Here is a 17,475-nt window from a genome sequence, read left to right as displayed (position 1 = left end):
GGGGCTACACCAAACCCAGCAAGCGCAGGTCCGCGACATACTTGTCGATCAACTCCGCCGACAGATGCGGAATGTCCTCGTCCGCACCGATTTTGGCCGTCCGCACCGCATGGCGGAAGACGTCGGTGGGGGCGGGCGCACCACGCAGTGGCGTCTCGGGCTCCCGGTAGGCGTCCAGCAACGGCAACACCGAATGCTGGCGCTGCTTGTCCGGTAACGCGCGAAGCGCCGTGGTGAACCGGCCCAGCCATTCGTCGTAGTCCTCGATGCGCCGGATATCGTGCCCGGCGGCGATCAACCAGTCGACGAACACGTCCAGGGAAACGCCGTCGTCGTGCGGATTCATCACGTCATAGGAGCGGTACGCACCGGCAACATCGGCATCCTCGGCCGCCATCTGTTCGCCGAGCGTGGTGACCGCTTCGGCCACGAAGTCGGCGGGCAGCCCGTCGTAGTGGGCCACCGCCCGGTTTCCCTGCTCGTCGGGCCGATAGAACGACGACGGCGCGATGCCGGTGGTCAGCAGGCTGAATACCAAGCGGGTGAACGCATCTGGCACGTTCAGCTGCCCGGCATACCGGCTGTGCGCCAGGATCATGTCGGACCGGAAGACGGTGACCGGCAATCCGCACAGGTCGTGCGCCTCCCGCAGCAACACCTCGCCGGCCCACTTGCTGTTCGCGTAGCCGTTCGCGTAGGTGTCGTCGATCGGGCGTACCGCGCTGTCGGCGCGGATGTCGCCGTCCTCGGCGAACGCGCCGGGATCGACCGTCATGGCCATCGCGACCGTCGACAGGTACGTGACCGGCTTGATTCGCGTCGTGATCGCCAGCCGGATCAACTCGGCGGTGCCGGCGACGTTCGGGCCGAACAGTTGGTCATACGGCAGCACGTGGTTGACGAGCGCGGCCGGGTGGACGATCAGATCCACGCTCTGCGCGAGGCGCTGCCAAGTCGCTTGGTCCAGGCCGAGATTCGGCTCACCGATATCACCGACGATGACCTCCAGGTGTTCGGCGGCCAGCGAGCGGAACCGCTCCAGCAACTGCGGGTCCCCGCTGTCGAAAACCGCCTCCAGCCGCTTGACTGCCGCCGCGGCGTCCGTGGCGCGGATGATGGAGATGAGCGTCCCGCCGGTCTCGGCGAGCCGCTCGAGCCATTCCAGGGCCAAGAAGCGGCCGAGGTAGCCGTTGGCGCCGGTCAGCAGGACCGTATGCGGTGTCCCGGCCGCGCGCGGCAGCGCCGGTGCCTCGGCCAGGGTGTTCGCGTCGATGAACTTGTCCAACGTGAGCTCCGCCGCGCGGACCTCGACGGCGCCCCGGCCGTGCACCGTCGCGAACGTGGGCCGCCGCGACGCCGATTTACGTTCGCTCTCAACATATTCCGCGATCAGACCCAGGTTGGTCGCGGGCCCGGTGATCATTCCCACGGGCACGTCGACGGCGAAGATGTCACGCAAGAGGTTGGAAAAGGTCAACGCCGACAGGGAATCGCCACCGAGTTCGATGAAGAGTGCGTCGGGCTCGGGCGGGCCGCCGGCCACACCCAGCAGCGCCTCGGCGGCCCGAGTGAGGGTGAAGATCACGGGGTGCTCGTCCGCCCCCTCGCGCAGCGCACGCAACTCGGTGACGCGGTTTTCGGCCAGGTCGGCGTAGAGCTGTTCGAGCCGATCGGCGTAGTGCTCTTTGAGTTTCGGCCGTAGCAGCTTGCCGACGCCCGACAGCAGGCCGTTGTCCTCGCTGAAGGGCTCGGTCTCGACAACAAAGTCGACCGGCACCTCGTAGGACTGCAGCTCGGCGAGTTGCGCCGACTGGCGCAGGGATTCGGCGAGCGCGGCCTTGAGGCCGTCGGGATCCCCGGCGAATCGCTCCGCGGCGTCGACGGTCGGCACGACGACGGCCAGCAGATAGGGGCGTTCGCTGTTGCCGTAGACGAAGATCTGGCGGACCAGCGGCGCGCTGGCGAACACGGCCTCCAGGCGGGCGACGGCGACGAATTCGCCCTGCGCCAACTTCAACACGTTGTTGCGGCGGTCGACGTAGGCCAGCCGGTCGGGTTCCAGCTCGGCCATCACATCGCCGGTGCGGTAGTAGCCGTCGGGATCGAACGCATTGGCGGTGACGTCCGGCCGTTTGAAATATCCCGGCGTGGCGGTCAGCGACTTCACCAGCAATTCGCCACGGGGATAAGGCTTGTCGGTGTGAAAATAGCCCAGTTCGGGAACGTCGACGAGCTTGTAGTCGAGCACCGGGGGACGGGTCATGCGCCCGTCCTTGGTCACCATTCCTACCTCGGTCAGCCCGTAGCCGTCGAGAACGTGGACGTCCAAACTTGTTTCGATGAAGGCGCGCATCTCCGCGGCGAGCGGCGCCGTCCCGCAAAAGGCGGTCACGATGCGGCCGCCGAGGACCTGCTCACGCAGCTCGGCCCGCGCGCGGGCCTCGGCGGAGCCGGTATCGGCGCCCGCCGCCACGAGTCGATCGACGGCGCTCTGGTAGCGCTGGTAGAGCATTTCCGCCACCCGGGGCACCAGACCCATCTCGGTGGGGCGCACCAGGTTCCAGTCGTCGAACAACGTGGACAGGTCGCTTTCCGGGACGAAGTAACTGGTGCCGCCGGCCTGGAACGCCGTCGACAGCGGTATCCGGCCGCCGAGGTGATTCAGCGGCATGAAGTTGACGTTGAACACGGGCGTGTCCGCGAAATCGGGCATCAGCTCGTTGGTCCACACCTTGCACAGCATCTGCTCGGTGTACATGGCGCCCTTGGGTAATCCGGTGCTACCCGAGGTGTACATGATCATGGCCAGCCGCTGATCGGTGTCACCGGTGTACATGGGCTCGGGCGGTAGGGCGCGGCCGCGTTCGACGATCTCGTCGAAGGTCTCGATGGTCACCGCCATGCCCGCGGCCGCCAGCTTCTCCCGGGCCCGTTGCAGCGCTTCGCGTTGCTCGTCGACCTCGGGCTGGTAGTCGAAGACCACAAGGCGCCGCAACGATGAGCTTCCCGACGCCGCTTCGACGGCAAGGTCGAGATAACCGACGCCGGCGGCCAGTATCGATGGCTCGACCTCATCGACGATCGGGCGCAACCGTGAGGCGGTGGTGTTGTGTTGCAGCGGAACGGCAACCAATCCGAGGTAGGCGCAGACCAGATCGAGGGTCAGGTATTCCGCGCTGGCGAAACCGACTGTCGCGACGAAGTCCCCGGGCGACACGGGGTTCGCGGCGTCGTGCCGCCATGCGCCGGCGATCGCGCGAACGTTGGCCCACAGCTCGCGGTAGGTCATGGTGTCGAACCGGGGGAGCAACTCCGCGGTGGTCCGCCCGGTCGCCGGATCGGTGCTCGATGTCCGTGCCCGCCAGCCCAGTGCGGGCCGATCGGCGTAGCCCTCGACGAACAGCTCCAGGATCTGGGGCAGCCGGAGGCCCGGTTGGCGCGCCGCCCGCTGGAGCGAAAGATCGGGTTCGGCGTCGCGGAATTGTGCGTCGTTGGCGGCCAACTCGCGGATCCGTTCGGCTACCCGCTCCCGCGCCGGGCTGATCGGGCCTCTAGAGCTAACTTTCGTGCGCTGCGCCTCACCGGTCATGGCCCGCCTCTCGTTCAGATCCCTCGTCTACCGAGAACTCACCGCGGCGGGCGGGTCTTCCGTTCAACGCGTGTGACGACCGTCACACGTGGGGACCGGCGGGTGACGCTCAGGCCACGACCTGGATGGGGTCGCCGACGTTGACCTGGTTGAAGTACCACGAGGCGTTGTCGGGGCTGAGGTTGATGCACCCGTGGCTGACGTTGGCATAGCCCTGCGAATCGACCGACCACGGGGCCGAGTGCACGTAGACGCCGCTCCAGGTGACCCGTACGGCGTACTGGGCGGTGATCTTGTACCCCTCGGGGGAGCTGAGCGGAATGCCGATGGTGCGCGAGTCCATCACCACGCTGCGCTGCTTTTCCAGCGCCGTGAAGCTGCCGATCGGGGTGGGCCTGCTGGGCTTGCCCATCGACGCGGGCATGGTGCGCAGCACCTCTCCGTCCCTGCTGACGGTGAAGGTGTGCTTGGAGATGCTGGCGACACCGAGGAGCGCGTCACCGGTGTCGAAGCCGGTCGTCAGGGCCTGCACGCCCACCGAGACGTGCGTGTGCGGGGGCCAATACTGGTTGGGAACCCACTGCACGACCGTGTTCCGGACCCACTCGAAGTGCCCCGGTGTGCCGCTCGGCGACGTCACGTGGATCGACCGCTCGACGGCGGCGCGATCGGCCACCGGTGCGGTGAACGTGACCACGACGGGGTGCGCCACACCGACCACGGCGCCGTCAGCGGGCAAAATCGAGGCGACCTCGGGCGTGGGGTGCGGCGTCGGCACGGCGGCGCTGCCACGGGCCGCCGATCCCACCAGGCCCATGACCGTGATCGCGACCATAACAAATAGATAACGAACACCTCGACGCATAGCGTCCACCCTTCGAGATGGTGCGATCAACACACGGACATTCTACGGGTTACCCACGAATCACCGGTTTCAGCAAACAATGACAGCTCGGGCGGCCGCCGCGGTAACGAGGCGAACACCGATTGAGTTCGATTCGGTCGGCGGCGGAGCCGGCGACGCCGTTCATCCATTGCCGGCGGGCAGCACGCGCGCGAAAGTGCCACTGACACTGAGGTTCTCGTCGAAGGCGGGCGCCAGGATCCGCACGAGCGCTGTGTGCAGGCGATGGGATCATCCGCAGACGCGATCGCGCAGGTGCCGGCGCTTCCGAAAGTGCCGGGATCGTTGCGGCGGGCGCAGGCTTGGCGCGCAGGTCAACGGCGCGTTAGCCTCAGCGAGATCGGCGTCCCAAGCCCGAGCGAACCCCGAGGAGTGCGGGTGCTCTTCCGTCAGCTGGAGTACTTCGTTGCGGTCGCCTCCGAGCGCCACTTCGCCCGGGCGGCCGAGAAATGCTTCGTCTCCCAGCCCGCGCTCTCCGCCGCGATCGCCAAGCTAGAGCGGGAGCTGAACGTCACGCTGATCAACCGCGGCCACAGCTTCGAGGGCCTCACCCCGGAGGGGGAGCGGTTGGTGGTGTGGGCCAGGCGGATTCTCGCCGAGCACGACGCCTTCAAGGCGGAGGTCGACGCCGTGCGCTCGGGCATCACCGGGGCGCTTCGGCTGGGCACCGTGCCGACCGCGTCGACGACCGCGTCGCTGGTGCTCTCGGCGTTCTGCTCGGCGCATCCGCTGGTGAAGGTGCAGATCCTGTCCCGGCTGGCGGCGACCGAACTCTACCGACGCCTGCGCGAATTCGAACTCGACGCCGCCATCGTGCACGCGGCGCCCGACGAGGCTCACGACGTGAACCTGGTTCCGCTGTACCAGGAGCGCTACGTGCTGCTCGCACCCGCGGAGATGTTGGGAGCCGCTGCGACGACGATGACCTGGGCCCAGGCCGCGCAGCTGCCGTTGGCGTTGCTCACCCCCGACATGCGCGACCGCCAGATCATCGACAAGGCGTTCGCCGATCACGGCATCACCGTCAGCCCACAGGTGGAAACCGACTCGGTCGCTTCACTATTCGCTCAAGCCTCCGCCGGAAATTGGGCATCCATCGTGCCGCACACGTGGCTGTGGACCTCGCCGCTGGGCCCGGAGATCCGGGCGGTGGAAATGGTGGATCCGGTGCTCAAAGCCGACGTCGTGTTGGCGACCAGTTCGAGCGGACCCGGCTCGCCGATCGCGCGTGCGCTGGCGGCATCGGCCGCGGGGCTGGCGCTCAACGAGTTCTTCGACGCCCAGCTCCTGGGCGTCACCCGCCGCCGCTGACCGCGGCCGCGCGCGCCGGGTTCCGGTTGGCCAGATGTCCGCTTTCCACACCGGCCGCCGGGTCGAGCTCGCAGTCGATGACCGACGGCGCCCCGGAGCCGATCGCCTCGGACAGCGCCGCGCGCAGCTCACCGGGCGTGGCGACGTGATAACCCTTGCCGCCGAAGGCCTCCGCGATCAGTTCGTGGCGCGCCCGGGCGTTCAGCACGGTGGGGGCCGGGTCCAAGGGGTGCGCGGCGGCGGCGGGCGCGGCCTCGTCTCCGCGATAGACGCCGCCGTTGTTGAGGATGACGACGGTCACCGGCAGCCGGTAGCGGCAGATGGTCTCGATCTCCATGCCGCTGAAGCCGAATGCGCTGTCACCCTCGATCGCGACGACCGGCCCGCCGGTCTCGACGGCGGCGGCGATGGCATAGCCCATGCCGATCCCCATCACGCCCCAGGTTCCCGTGTCGAGCCGGTGCCGCGGCGATTCCATGTCGACGACGTTGCGGGCCAAATCGAGCGCATTGGCGCCCTCGTTGACGACGTACACGTCGCGGTTGTCCTGCAGCACAGCGCGAATCGCGCCGAGGGCGTTGTAAAACCGCATCGGGTGTGGGTCGTCGGCCAGGCGCTCGCGCATCTTGGCGTCGTTGCGTGCCTTGCGGTCGGCCAGCTCACCGGTCCATTCCGCCGGCGCGGCGATCGGTTGGGCGGCCACGGCGTCACACAGCGCCGACATCACCGAACCGATGTCGCCGACCAGCGGCGCGGAGATCGGCTGGTTGCTGTCGAATTCGGTCGGCTCGATGTCGACCTGCGCGAATTTGGTGTCTGCGGACCATTGCGGCGACTCCCCGTGGCCCAGAAGCCAATTCAACCGGGCGCCGATCAGCAGGACGGCGTCGGCGCGGGCGATCGCCAGCGACCGCGCGGTCGCCGCGGACTGCGGGTGGGAATCCGGCAACAGACCCTTGGCCATGGACATCGGCAGGAACGGAATCCCGGTGGCCTCGACGAACCGCCGAATCTCGTTGTCCGCCTGGGCGTATGCCGCGCCCTTACCGAGCACGATCAGCGGCCGTCGCGCCTGGGCCAGCAGCCCCAGTGCGCGATCCACCGCGTCGGGCGCCGGCAGCTGACGGGGCGCGGGGTCGACGACCCGCCAAATCGTCCCGGCGGCGGACGAGGCCTGAAGCGCCTGGCCCAGGACGTCGCCGGGGATATCCAGGTAGACACCGCCGGGACGCCCGGAGACCGCGGTGCGAATGGCGCGCGCGACGCCGCGACCGATGTCCTCGATCCGGTTGATCCGGTAAGCCGCCTTCGCGAACGGCCTTGCGGCGCTGAGCTGGTCGAGATCCTGGTAGTCGCCGCGCTGCAGATCCACCAGCGCGCGATTGCTCGAGCCGGAGATCTGGATCATCGGGAAGCAGTTCGTCGTGGCGTTCGCCAGCGCGGGCAAAGCGTTGAGGAAGCCGGGCCCGGACGTCGTGAGGCACACCCCGGGGCGGCGGGTCAGGAATCCGGCGGCCGCGGCGGCGTTGCCGGCCGAGGCCTCCTGCCGAAAGCCGATGTAGCGCATGCCCGACGCCTGCGCGGTCCGGGCCAGGTCGGTGATCGGGATGCCGACGAGGCCGTAGAGGTTCTCGATGTCGTTGGCCTTCAGCGCCTCCACCACGAGATGAAAGCCGTCGACCACGCGGGTCGATCCCGGCGCGTCGCTTCCCGACGCCGAAACGGTGGACATGTGCGACTCCTCGGGTGCGGGCGGGCGGACTGGCCTAGCCATCACTGTGGCCCCGGCGCCCGGCACGTGTCCAAGTCGAAGACGCTATCCGACGATTGACGTCGTCTATCGCCGCAGCTCAGCCGGCCGCTATTGCTGTTCGATAGCCCACGGTTATCGGTCGTGAGCGAATCGGTATTGGACGGGTGAGAAGGCCGCCGGGCAGGGTGGCCTCGACGGGAAGAGGACGGCAGAAGTGGGGAAGGAGCGCGGCGATGGGGTCCGATTCGACAACCGGCGGTGAGGTCACGGGGGCTGCGGGCCCGCGCATCGCCGACCTGGTCGCCGCGGCGGCGCGGCGGGCGCCGCAGGCGTGCGCGCTGGTCGTCACCGCCGAGCGCAGACCGGTCAGCTACCGCGACCTGACCCGGCTGGTCGACGATCTGGCCGCACAGCTGAAGGCCGCGGGCCTGGCGGCGGGTGACCGGGTCGCGCTGCGCGCCGGCAGCAACGCCGAATTCGTCCTCGGGCTGCTGGCGGCGTCGCGGGCGGATCTCGTTGTGGTTCCGCTCGATCCGGCCCTGCCGGACAGCGAGCAGCGCGCCCGCAGCGAGGCGGTGGGCGCGCGGGCGGTGCTCATCGACCGACTCGGGGACCCCGGCGAGGCAGGACCGCCGGCCTGGCCCATCGCGGTGCGCGTCAGACCCGACGACGCCGCGCCGGCCATCAGCCTGGACGTCCGCGCCGCACCCGAGCGCGACGTTTCGACGCCGCAGGGCCTGCGCGACGACGACGCCATGATCATGTTCACCGGCGGCACCACCGGCATGCCCAAGATGGTTCCCTGGACGCGCGACAACATCGCCGGCTCGGTCACGGCCATCGTCGCCGGATACGCCCTGGGGGAACGGGATTCGACGGTCGCGGTGATGCCCCTCTACCACGGGCACGGTCTGCTCGCCGCGCTGCTGGCCACCCTGGCGTCCGGGGGATCGGTGTTGCTGCCCGCGGGTGGACGCTTCTCGGCGCACACGTTCTGGGACGACATCGAGGCCGTCAGGGCCACCTGGTACACGGCGGTCCCGACGATCCATCAGATCCTGCTGGAACGCGACCGAACCGAGGGACCCGCCGGCGCCGGCGCCCTGCGGTTCATCCGCAGCTGCAGCGCGCCGCTGACCGCCGAGACGGCGCAGGCCTTGCAGGACACGTTCTCGGCCCCGGTGGTGTGCGCATTCGGGATGACCGAGGCGACCCACCAAGTGGCCACCACGGCCGTCGAAGGCGCCGGGCACAGCGAAAACCCTGGCGCCACACCGGGTCTCGTCGGCCGCTCGACCGGGCCGCAAATCCGTATCGTCGGGCCCGACGGTCAGTCGCTGCCCGCCGAGACGGTCGGCGAGGTCTGGCTGCACGGCCCCACGGTGGTGCGGGGCTATCTGGGCGACCCGTCGATCACCGACGCCAACTTCACGCGCGGGTGGTTACACACCGGCGATCTGGGCACCCTGTCGCCGGCCGGCGACCTCGTGATCCGCGGCCGCATCAAGGAACTCATCAACCGGGGCGGGGAGAAGATCTCCCCGGAGCGGGTCGAGGCGGTGCTGGCCAGCCACCCCGACGTCCTCGAGGTGGCCGTGTTCGGCAGGCCGGACACGCTGTACGGCGAGACCGTGGCCGCGGTGATCGTCCCCCGCGGATCGGCCGCGCCGACGGCCGACGAGTTGGCGTCGTTCTGCCGTGACCGGTTGGCGCCCTTCGAGGTTCCGGCCGACTTCCAGCAGGCGGCGGAGTTGCCGCACACCGCCAAGGGCTCGCTGGACCGTCGGGCCGTTACCGCACAGTTCGGTCGCGGGGCCTGAACCGCTCAGACGCCGGCGTTCACCCGGGCCGCGGCGGATTCCGGCATGGGCTCGTAGCGGGCGAACGACCGGGTGAACGAGGCGGCGCCGTGCGCCAGTGACCGCAGGTCGATGGCGTAGCGGGTCAGTTCCACCTGGGGCACCTCGGCCTTGACCACGGTGCGTTCGTTGCCCGCGGTGTCGGAGCCGAGGACCCGGCCGCGCCGACTGGACAGATCGCCCATCACCGCGCCGACGAAATCGTCGGGCACCAGCACCGAGATCTCGTCGATGGGCTCGAGCAGCGCCACCTTCGTCGCGGCCGCGGCCTCCCGCAGCGCCAGCGAGCCGGCCATCTGGAACGCGAAGTCGGACGAGTCGACGCTGTGCGCCTTGCCGTCGAGCAGGGTGACGCGGATGTCGACCACCGGGTAGCCCGCATGCACCCCCTTCTCCATCTGGGCGCGCACACCTTTCTCCACGCTCGGAATGAACTGCCGCGGCACCGCCCCGCCGACCACCTTGTCCACGAACTCGAATCCCGAGCCCTCCGGCAGCGGCTCCACCTCGATGTCGCACACCGCGTACTGGCCGTGCCCGCCGGACTGCTTGACGTGGCGGCCATGGCCTTTCGCCTTGCCGCCGAAGGTCTCTCGCAGCGGGATGCGCAGTTCCACGGTGTCCACGGTGACGCCGTACCGATTGGCCAGCGCGTCGAGGACCACACCGGCGTGGGACTCGCCCATGCACCACAGCACCACCTGGTGGGTCTCCTGGTTCTGCTCGATCCGCAGTGTCGGGTCCTCGGCGGCCAACCGGCCCAGCCCCACCGACAGCTTGTCCTCGTCGGTCTTGGCGTGGGCCGCGATCGCGACCGGCAGCAGGGGCTCGGGCATGGTCCAGGGCTTCAGCACCAGCGGCTCCGACTTGTCCGAAAGGGTGTCGCCCGTCTCGGCGCGGCTCAGCTTGCCGATCGCGCAGATGTCACCGGCCACCACGGCCGTGGCCGGGCGCTGCTGCTTGCCCAGCGGGAAGGACAGCACGCCGACGCGCTCGTCCTCGTCGTGATCGGGGTGCGCGTGGCTATTGCCTTGACTCCCTTCGGGACTGGTGCCGAAGAACGACGAAAAATGGCCCGACACATGAATCGTCGTGTCGGGCCTGATGGTCCCGGAGAACACCCGGACCAGGCTGACCCTGCCCACGTAGGGGTCCGACGTCGTCTTCACCACCTCCGCGAGCAACGGAGCGTCCGTGTCGCACGTCAGGCCGGTGCGCGGCGCTCCGACTTGCGTAAAGACTTCCGGCAGCGGGTGTTCCATCGGCGAGGGGAATCCGCGGGTGGCGACCTCCAGCAACTCGTACGTGCCCACGCCGGTGGTGCTGCAGACCGGGATCACCGGGAAGAACGACCCCCGGGCGACGGCCCGCTCCAGGTCGGCGATGAGGACGGATTCGTCGATGGACTCACCGCCCAGATACCGCTCCATCAGCGACTCGTCCTCGGACTCCTCGATGATTCCTTCGATCAGGGCGCCGCGCGCTTCCTCGATCCGCTCGGCGTCCGCCGGGTCCGGTGCCTGCACGGCTCGCTTGCCGTCGGCGTACTCGTAGCGCGCCTGCGACAGCAGACCGATCAGGCCGTGGCAGGAGGGCAGCCCGGTTGGCAGGTAAAGCGGTAAAACCTTGTCGCCGAAAGCATTCTGCGCCGCGGCGAGCGCCTCCTGATAGTTCGCGCGGGTGTGGTCGAGCTTGGTGATGACCACGGCGCGGGGCATGCCGACCTGGTTGCATTCCTGCCACAGCGACTTGGTGGGCTCGTCGACGCCCTCGTTGGCCGCGATCACGAACAGCGCGCAATCGGCGGCCCGCAACCCGGCCCGCAGTTCCCCGACGAAGTCCAAGTAGCCGGGTGTGTCGACCAGGTTGACCTTCACGCCGCCGTGCGACAGGGACGCCACGGCGACGCCGACCGACCGTTGCTGCCGAATCTCGGCCTCGTCGTAGTCGCAGACCGTGCTGCCGTCGGCCACCGAGCCGCTGCGGGTCAACACGCCGGCGGCGACCAACAGCGCTTCGACGAGGGTGGTTTTGCCGCCCCCCGACGGTCCCACCAGAACCACGTTGCGAATCTCGCCCGGACCGGTGGCGGTAGGAGCGCTCCCCGCGCCTTGGGAAGTATTTGTCTTGTCCGCCATGACTTTCCTCCAGGTTGCCCGGGGCGCGCCGTCGCTGACCTAGCTAGCACCTATCTAGCTACCATTCACCCAACTTCCGTCGACCACAAGACCGTCGGGCCAGATCGCGTGCGCTGCCGATCAGTGGTGCCAGCTGGACCACCGCTGCACGGCGACGGCGATGACCGGACCGTCCAGCGAAATCGATTGGTACTGAGGGTATTTCGCGCGTAGCAGCCGGCGCCCGAACTCCAGGACCTGGCCGTCGTTGTGAATGGTGGCGACCCCGTCGACCCGAACCCACCACAACCGCGTCCAATCGTCGCAGTAGTGGTCCACCAGCAGGCTCACCCGGGGGTTGGCGTCGATGTTGGCCAGCCGGCGCAGCCGCCGCGTCGTTTTCGGTTTCGCGTCGACCGCGGTGTACACCACGTCCTGGTCGCCGGCCGGGTCGGCGTCGACCGCGAAGACCACCGGCACCAGGTGCGGTCCTCCGCCCGGCGTCACGGTGCCCAACCGCGCCACCGGGGACTCGGTGAACCTGGCCCGGGGGTCGAATTCGCCCACCGCGTCAGCTTAGGTGCGCACAGCGCGTGAGGGCAGCGGCCGCGAGAACCTGGCACATGCCGCGCATAGCTACCTGCATTACGGTTATGTACACAAAATTGTGCCGCCCGGAGCCTGAGGCTGGGACAGTTTGTTGGTTACGGCGAAGCAGGAGGGTGACACCGATGGGCAAATCGCACCGCCGCTCGGTCTGGGGGTCAAGCGTCGTCAGAGTGCTGGCCGTGGTCGGACTCGGCCTCGGTCTGGACGCCGGTATCGGCCTCGGGATAGCCGCCGCGCCGGCGACGGCGTCGCCGCCCGCCCTGCCGCTGGACCCGTCGGCGATGGTCGGTCAGGTGGGGCCTCAAGTGGTCAACATCGACACCAAGTTCGGCTACAACAACGCGGTCGGCGCCGGCACCGGCATCGTGATCGACCCGAACGGCGTCGTGCTGACCAACAACCACGTGATCTCGGGGGCCACCGACATCAGCGCCTTCGACGTCGGCAACGGGCAGACGTATGCGGTCGACGTGGTCGGCTACGACCGGACGCAAGACATCGCGGTGCTGCAGCTTCGCGGGGCCGCCGGGCTTCCGACCGCCGCGATCGGTGGCGAGGCCACGGTGGGCCAGCCGATCGTCGCGCTGGGGAATGCCGGCGGCCAGGGCGGAACGCCCAGCGCGGTCACCGGCAAGGTCGTCGCGCTCAACCAGAGCGTCTCGGCGACCGACACGCTGACCGGTGCGCAGGAGAACCTGGGCGGCCTGATCCAGGCCGACGCGCCGATCAGGCCGGGCGACTCCGGTGGGCCCATGGTGAACAACGCCGGGCAGGTGATCGGCGTCGACACCGCCGCCACCGACAGCTACAAGATGTCCGGCGGGCAGGGCTTCGCCATTCCCATCGGCCGCGCGATGGGCGTCGCCAACCAGATCAGGTCCGGCGCCGGCTCCAACACCGTGCACATCGGCCCCACCGCATTCCTGGGGCTGGGCGTGATGGACAACAACGGCAACGGCGCCCGGGTGCAGCGCGTGGTCAACGCCGGTCCCGCCGGGGCCGCCGGGATCGCCGCCGGCGACGTCATCACCGGCGTGGACAACGTCGCGATCACCGGGGCGACGTCCATGACCGAGGTGCTCGTCCCGCACCACCCCGGGGACACGATCGCGGTGCATTACCGCTCCACCGACGGCGCCGACCGCACCGCGAACATCACGCTGGCGGAGGGGCCGCCGGCCTGACATACCCGGCGACAAGATCCGCCCGGTGGCCAATTCGTTTGCCACCGGGCGTGATTCGTCACCGACGTGTGGGCGTGATTCCGAATGTCGCGCCTCGGGTACCCGTGGCATCGTGGATTTGATGAACGACGCAAGAGAAGCTGTCGAGCACCATCCCGAAGGGGGCAGTCACGTCCAGGACGGCGTGGTCGAGCACCCCGACTCCGATGACTTCAACAACGCCGCCGCGCTACCCACCGACCCGACCTGGTTCAAGCACGCCGTGTTCTACGAGGTGCTGGTCCGCGCGTTCTTCGACGCCAACGCCGACGGCGCCGGTGACCTGCGCGGACTGCTGGGGCAACTGGACTACCTGCAGTGGCTGGGCATCGACTGCATCTGGCTGCCCCCGTTCTACGACTCGCCCCTGCGCGACGGCGGCTATGACATCCGGGACTTCTACAAGGTGCTGCCCGAGTTCGGGACGGTCGAGGATTTCGTCGCGCTGCTCAACGCCGCGCACGAGCGGGGCATCCGCGTGATCACCGACCTTGTGATGAACCACACATCGGATTCGCATCCCTGGTTTCAGGAGTCGCGCCACGACCCCGACGGCCCCTACGGCGACTACTACGTGTGGAGCGACACCAGCGAGCGCTACACCGACGCCCGGATCATCTTCATCGACACCGAGGAGTCCAACTGGACCTTCGACCCGGTGCGAAAGCAGTTCTACTGGCACCGGTTCTTCTCGCACCAGCCGGACCTGAACTACGAAAACCCGGCGGTGCAGGAAGCCATGATCGACGTGCTCCGGTTCTGGCTCGGCCTCGGCATCGACGGGTTCCGGCTCGACGCGGTGCCCTACCTGTTCGAACGGGAGGGCACCAACTGCGAGAACCTGCCGGAGACGCACGCCTTCCTCAAGCGCGTCCGCAAGGTCATCGACGACGAATTCCCGGGGCGGGTGCTGCTGGCCGAGGCCAACCAGTGGCCGGCCGACGTCGTCGAGTACTTCGGCGAGCCCAGCACCGGCGGCGACGAATGCCACATGGCGTTTCACTTCCCGCTGATGCCGCGCATCTTCATGGCGGTCCGCCGGGAGTCGCGGTTCCCGATTTCGGAGATCCTGGCCCAGACGCCCGAGATCCCCGACATGGCCCAGTGGGGGATCTTCCTACGCAACCACGACGAGTTGACGCTGGAAATGGTCACCGACGAAGAGCGCGACTACATGTACTCCGAGTACGCCAAGGATCCGCGGATGAAGGCGAACGTCGGCATCCGCCGCCGCCTGGCGCCGCTGCTGGACAACGACCGCAACCAGATCGAGCTGTTCACCGCGCTGCTGCTGTCGCTGCCCGGCTCGCCGGTCCTGTACTACGGTGACGAGATCGGCATGGGCGACGTGATCTGGTTGGGAGACCGCGACGGGGTGCGCACCCCGATGCAGTGGACACCGGACCGCAACGCCGGCTTCTCCAAGGCCAACCCCGGCCGGTTGTACCTGCCGCCCAGCCAGGACTCCGTCTACGGCTATCAGGCGGTCAACGTGGAGGCCCAGCGGGACACCTCCACATCGCTGCTCAACTTCACCCGCACGATGCTGGCCGTGCGGCGCCGCCACGAGGCCTTCGCCATCGGGAGTTTCGAAGAACTGGGCGGCTCGAACCCGTCGGTGCTGGCGTTCCTGCGGCAGGTGGCCGCTGGAGACGAAGCCGGCGACACCGTGCTGTGCGTCAACAACCTGTCGCGGTTCCCGCAGCCGATCGAACTGAATCTGCAGCATTGGAGCGGTTGCACGCCGGTCGAGCTGACCGGGCACGTGGAGTTTCCGCGCATCGGTCACCTGCCCTATCTGCTGACGCTGCCGGGACACGGGTTCTATTGGTTCCGGCTGACCGGATGCGAGGAGGATGCATGACGATCACTCGCGCCGGCGTCAATCCAGGCAAGAAAGAGGAGCGGCGCCCATGACTTCCCCGGAGAAATTGCCCTGGTCCGAGTGGCTTCCACAGCAACGTTGGTACGCCGGGCGCAACCGCGAACTGTCCGGCGCCGAGCCGAGCGTTGTCGTACCGCTGCGCGACGACCTTGACCTTGTTCTCGTCGACGCCTCCTACGCCGACGGTTCTCGCGACCGCTACCAGGTGATCGTGCAGTGGGATGCCGGCCCGGTCTCCGAGTACAGCAACGTCGCCACCATCGGCGCCGCCGACGACCGGACCGGTTTCGACGCGATGTACGACGCCGAGGCGCCGCAGTTCCTGCTGTCCCTCCTCGACTCGTCGGCCGTGCGCGGCGCCTCGGGCGTCGAGGTGAGATTCGCCAAGGAGCCCGACGTCGAGCTGCCGCTGGAGGCGATGGCGCACGTGTCCGACGCCGAGCAGTCCAACACGAGCGTCATCTTCGACCGGGACGCGATCTTCAAGGTGTTCCGCCGCGTCAGCAGCGGCATCAACCCCGACATCGAGCTCAACCGCGTGCTGGGCCGCGCGGGCAACCCGCACGTCGCCCGGCTGCTGGGCACCTACGAGATGACGGGCCCCGGCGACGAGACGTGGCCGCTGGGCATGGTGACCGAGTTCGCCGCCAACGCCGCGGAAGGCTGGGCGATGGCCAGCGCCAGCGTGCGCGACCTGTTCGCCGAGGCCGATCTGTACGCGTACGAGGTCGGCGGCGACTTCGCCGGCGAGTCCTTCCGCCTCGGCGAAGCCGTGGCATCGGTGCACGCCACCCTGGCGGAGACCCTCGGCACCGCGCAGGGGGTCTTCCCGGTGGAGAACGTGCTGGCGCGGCTGTCGTCGACCGTCGCCCTGGTTCCCGAGCTCGGGAAGTGGGCGGCGACCATCGACGAGCGATTCGGCAAGCTGGAAGCCGAGACGATCACCGTGCAGCGCATCCACGGCGACCTGCACCTGGGCCAGGTGCTGCGCACCCCGGAGAGCTGGTTGCTCATCGACTTCGAGGGCGAACCGGGGCAGCCGCTTGAGGAGCGCCGCGCGCCCGATTCGCCGCTGCGCGACGTGGCCGGCGTCCTGCGGTCATTCGAGTACGCCGCCTACGGGCCGTTGGTGGACCAGGCCGACGACAAGCAGTTGGCGGCCCGGGCCCGCGAATGGGTCGATCGCAACCGCACCGCGTTCTGCGACGGCTACGCGGCGGCTTCCGGGATCGACCCCCGCGATTCGGCGCAGCTGCTGGCGGCCTACGAGCTGGACAAGGCCGTGTACGAGGCCGGCTACGAGGCGCGACACCGGCCCGGCTGGCTGCCGATCCCGTTGCGCTCCATCGCGCGCCTGACCGGCGTCTGAGCGGCGATCGCAAGCGCGGCGTAGCCGGGCGCAGCGGGTCGCCGCCATCTGCGTAGCGGCGATCGCAAGCGCGGCGTAGCCGGGCGCAGCGGGTCGCCGCCATCTGCTCCGCGCTGCGCGCAGTGCTGCCGTCTGGAACCATGTCGGTGTGCCGAACGAGATCAACAACAGCGAGTCACGGTTGTCATGGGTGCTGGCGGTGCTGGCGGGGATCCTGGGAGCGACGGCCTTCACCCATTCCGCCGGCTACTTCGTGACGTTCATGACGGGCAACGCCCAGCGGGCCATGCTCGGGTATTTCCGCGGCGACGTGTTGCTGTCGGTGACGGCGGGCGTGTTGATCGTGTGCTTTGTCTCCGGCGTCGTGATCGCCTCGGTGTGCCGGCGGCATTTCTGGGTGGCGCACCCGCACGGGCCGACGGTGCTGACGACGTTCAGCCTGGCGGCGGCCACCATGGTGGACGTGATCGACGAGGGCTGGGAAGAGAATCTGCTCGATTTCGCGCCGATCATGTTGGTGGCCTTCGGCATTGGGGCCCTGAACACATCGTTCGTCAAGGACGGCGAGGTGTCGGTCTCGCTCAGCTACGTGACCGGGACGCTGGTCAAGATGGGCCAGGGCATCGAACGCCACATCGCCGGTGGGACGGCGGCGGAATGGCTGGGCTATTTTCTGCTGTTCGCCAGCTTCGTGGTGGGCGCAACCGTCGGCGGCTTCATCAGCCTGTTCGTCAACGGCACGTGGATGCTGGTGGTGGCCACGGTCGTGTGCGCCCTGACCACCGGCTACACGTACTTCCACTCCGATCGGCGCGCCCTGCTCGAAGCGGGTGAGAAAGAGCATCGGCAGTAGCGC

Annotated in this window: 11 protein-coding genes; 6 read left to right on the top strand and 5 right to left on the bottom strand. The window is 68.7% G+C overall.

Annotation, left to right across the window (positions count from 1 at the left end):
- Positions 1-4 precede the first annotated feature (4 nt).
- Both car and AC0KTM_RS24185 read right to left on the bottom strand, forming a co-directional pair.
- Complete coding sequence (car, locus tag AC0KTM_RS24190) at positions 5-3,589, bottom strand: carboxylic acid reductase (RefSeq protein ID WP_472416901.1); 3,585 nt, start codon at positions 3,587-3,589, stop codon at positions 5-7.
- 109 nt (positions 3,590-3,698) lie between these two features.
- Entirely contained in the window at positions 3,699-4,454 is a 756-nt protein-coding gene (locus tag AC0KTM_RS24185; RefSeq protein ID WP_225327281.1) for a L,D-transpeptidase, read from the bottom strand.
- A gap of 417 nt (positions 4,455-4,871) precedes the next feature.
- Here AC0KTM_RS24185 and AC0KTM_RS24180 point away from each other — a divergent pair, with 417 nt between their 5' ends.
- Positions 4,872-5,804 (top strand): LysR family transcriptional regulator, encoded by a 933-nt coding sequence (locus tag AC0KTM_RS24180; RefSeq protein ID WP_238957172.1) that lies wholly within the window; start codon positions 4,872-4,874, stop codon positions 5,802-5,804.
- Here AC0KTM_RS24180 and oxc read toward each other — a convergent pair.
- Positions 5,788-7,536, bottom strand: a complete 1,749-nt coding sequence (gene oxc / locus AC0KTM_RS24175) for an oxalyl-CoA decarboxylase (RefSeq protein WP_238957171.1) — start codon at positions 7,534-7,536, stop codon at positions 5,788-5,790. The genes AC0KTM_RS24180 and oxc overlap by 17 nt on opposite strands.
- Positions 7,537-7,790: 254 nt before the next feature.
- Between oxc and AC0KTM_RS24170 the strand changes: the two genes are divergently transcribed.
- Positions 7,791-9,377, top strand: a complete 1,587-nt coding sequence (locus AC0KTM_RS24170; RefSeq protein WP_238957170.1) for a FadD7 family fatty acid--CoA ligase — start codon at positions 7,791-7,793, stop codon at positions 9,375-9,377.
- Between the two features lie 5 nt (positions 9,378-9,382).
- Here AC0KTM_RS24170 and AC0KTM_RS24165 read toward each other — a convergent pair whose 3' ends face one another.
- Together AC0KTM_RS24165 and AC0KTM_RS24160 are read right to left on the bottom strand one after the other, a co-directional pair.
- Positions 9,383-11,554 (bottom strand): elongation factor G-like protein EF-G2, encoded by a 2,172-nt coding sequence (locus AC0KTM_RS24165; protein WP_238957169.1) that lies wholly within the window; start codon positions 11,552-11,554, stop codon positions 9,383-9,385.
- A 120-nt stretch (positions 11,555-11,674) separates the two neighbouring features.
- Positions 11,675-12,100 (bottom strand): TIGR03668 family PPOX class F420-dependent oxidoreductase, encoded by a 426-nt coding sequence (locus AC0KTM_RS24160; protein ID WP_238957168.1) that lies wholly within the window; start codon positions 12,098-12,100, stop codon positions 11,675-11,677.
- Between the two features lie 164 nt (positions 12,101-12,264).
- Here AC0KTM_RS24160 and AC0KTM_RS24155 point away from each other — a divergent pair, with 164 nt between their 5' ends.
- The 4 genes from AC0KTM_RS24155 to AC0KTM_RS24140 all read left to right on the top strand — a co-directional run bounded on the left by AC0KTM_RS24155 (position 12,265) and on the right by AC0KTM_RS24140 (position 17,472).
- Positions 12,265-13,326 (top strand): S1C family serine protease, encoded by a 1,062-nt coding sequence (locus tag AC0KTM_RS24155; protein WP_238957167.1) that lies wholly within the window; start codon positions 12,265-12,267, stop codon positions 13,324-13,326.
- Positions 13,327-13,447: 121 nt separating this feature from the next.
- The gene (gene treS, locus AC0KTM_RS24150; protein ID WP_225327274.1) at positions 13,448-15,229 is read left to right on the top strand and encodes a maltose alpha-D-glucosyltransferase; all 1,782 of its coding nucleotides are present in this window, start codon (positions 13,448-13,450) and stop codon (positions 15,227-15,229) included.
- A 49-nt stretch (positions 15,230-15,278) separates the two neighbouring features.
- The gene (locus tag AC0KTM_RS24145; RefSeq protein ID WP_225327273.1) at positions 15,279-16,619 is read left to right on the top strand and encodes a maltokinase N-terminal cap-like domain-containing protein; all 1,341 of its coding nucleotides are present in this window, start codon (positions 15,279-15,281) and stop codon (positions 16,617-16,619) included.
- A 148-nt stretch (positions 16,620-16,767) separates the two neighbouring features.
- A complete protein-coding gene (locus tag AC0KTM_RS24140) occupies positions 16,768-17,472 on the top strand; it encodes a YoaK family protein (RefSeq protein ID WP_225327272.1) in 705 nt (234 codons plus the stop codon).
- The last annotated feature ends 3 nt before the right edge of the window (positions 17,473-17,475 follow it).

This window comes from Mycobacterium sp. NTMscope_Eco_3, from assembly GCF_976985685.1.
This window is presented reverse-complemented; position numbering and strand designations above follow the sequence as displayed.

Coding starts and splice junctions, on each gene's coding strand:
- AC0KTM_RS24155 (WP_238957167.1), top strand. CDS start 12,265: ATGGGCAAATCGCACCGCCGCTCGGTCTGGGGGTCAAGCGTCGTCAGA.
- car (WP_472416901.1), bottom strand. CDS start 3,589: ATGACCGGTGAGGCGCAGCGCACGAAAGTTAGCTCTAGAGGCCCGATC.
- AC0KTM_RS24145 (WP_225327273.1), top strand. CDS start 15,279: ATGACTTCCCCGGAGAAATTGCCCTGGTCCGAGTGGCTTCCACAGCAA.
- AC0KTM_RS24185 (WP_225327281.1), bottom strand. CDS start 4,454: ATGCGTCGAGGTGTTCGTTATCTATTTGTTATGGTCGCGATCACGGTC.
- AC0KTM_RS24165 (WP_238957169.1), bottom strand. CDS start 11,554: ATGGCGGACAAGACAAATACTTCCCAAGGCGCGGGGAGCGCTCCTACC.
- oxc (WP_238957171.1), bottom strand. CDS start 7,536: ATGTCCACCGTTTCGGCGTCGGGAAGCGACGCGCCGGGATCGACCCGC.
- treS (WP_225327274.1), top strand. CDS start 13,448: ATGAACGACGCAAGAGAAGCTGTCGAGCACCATCCCGAAGGGGGCAGT.
- AC0KTM_RS24170 (WP_238957170.1), top strand. CDS start 7,791: ATGGGGTCCGATTCGACAACCGGCGGTGAGGTCACGGGGGCTGCGGGC.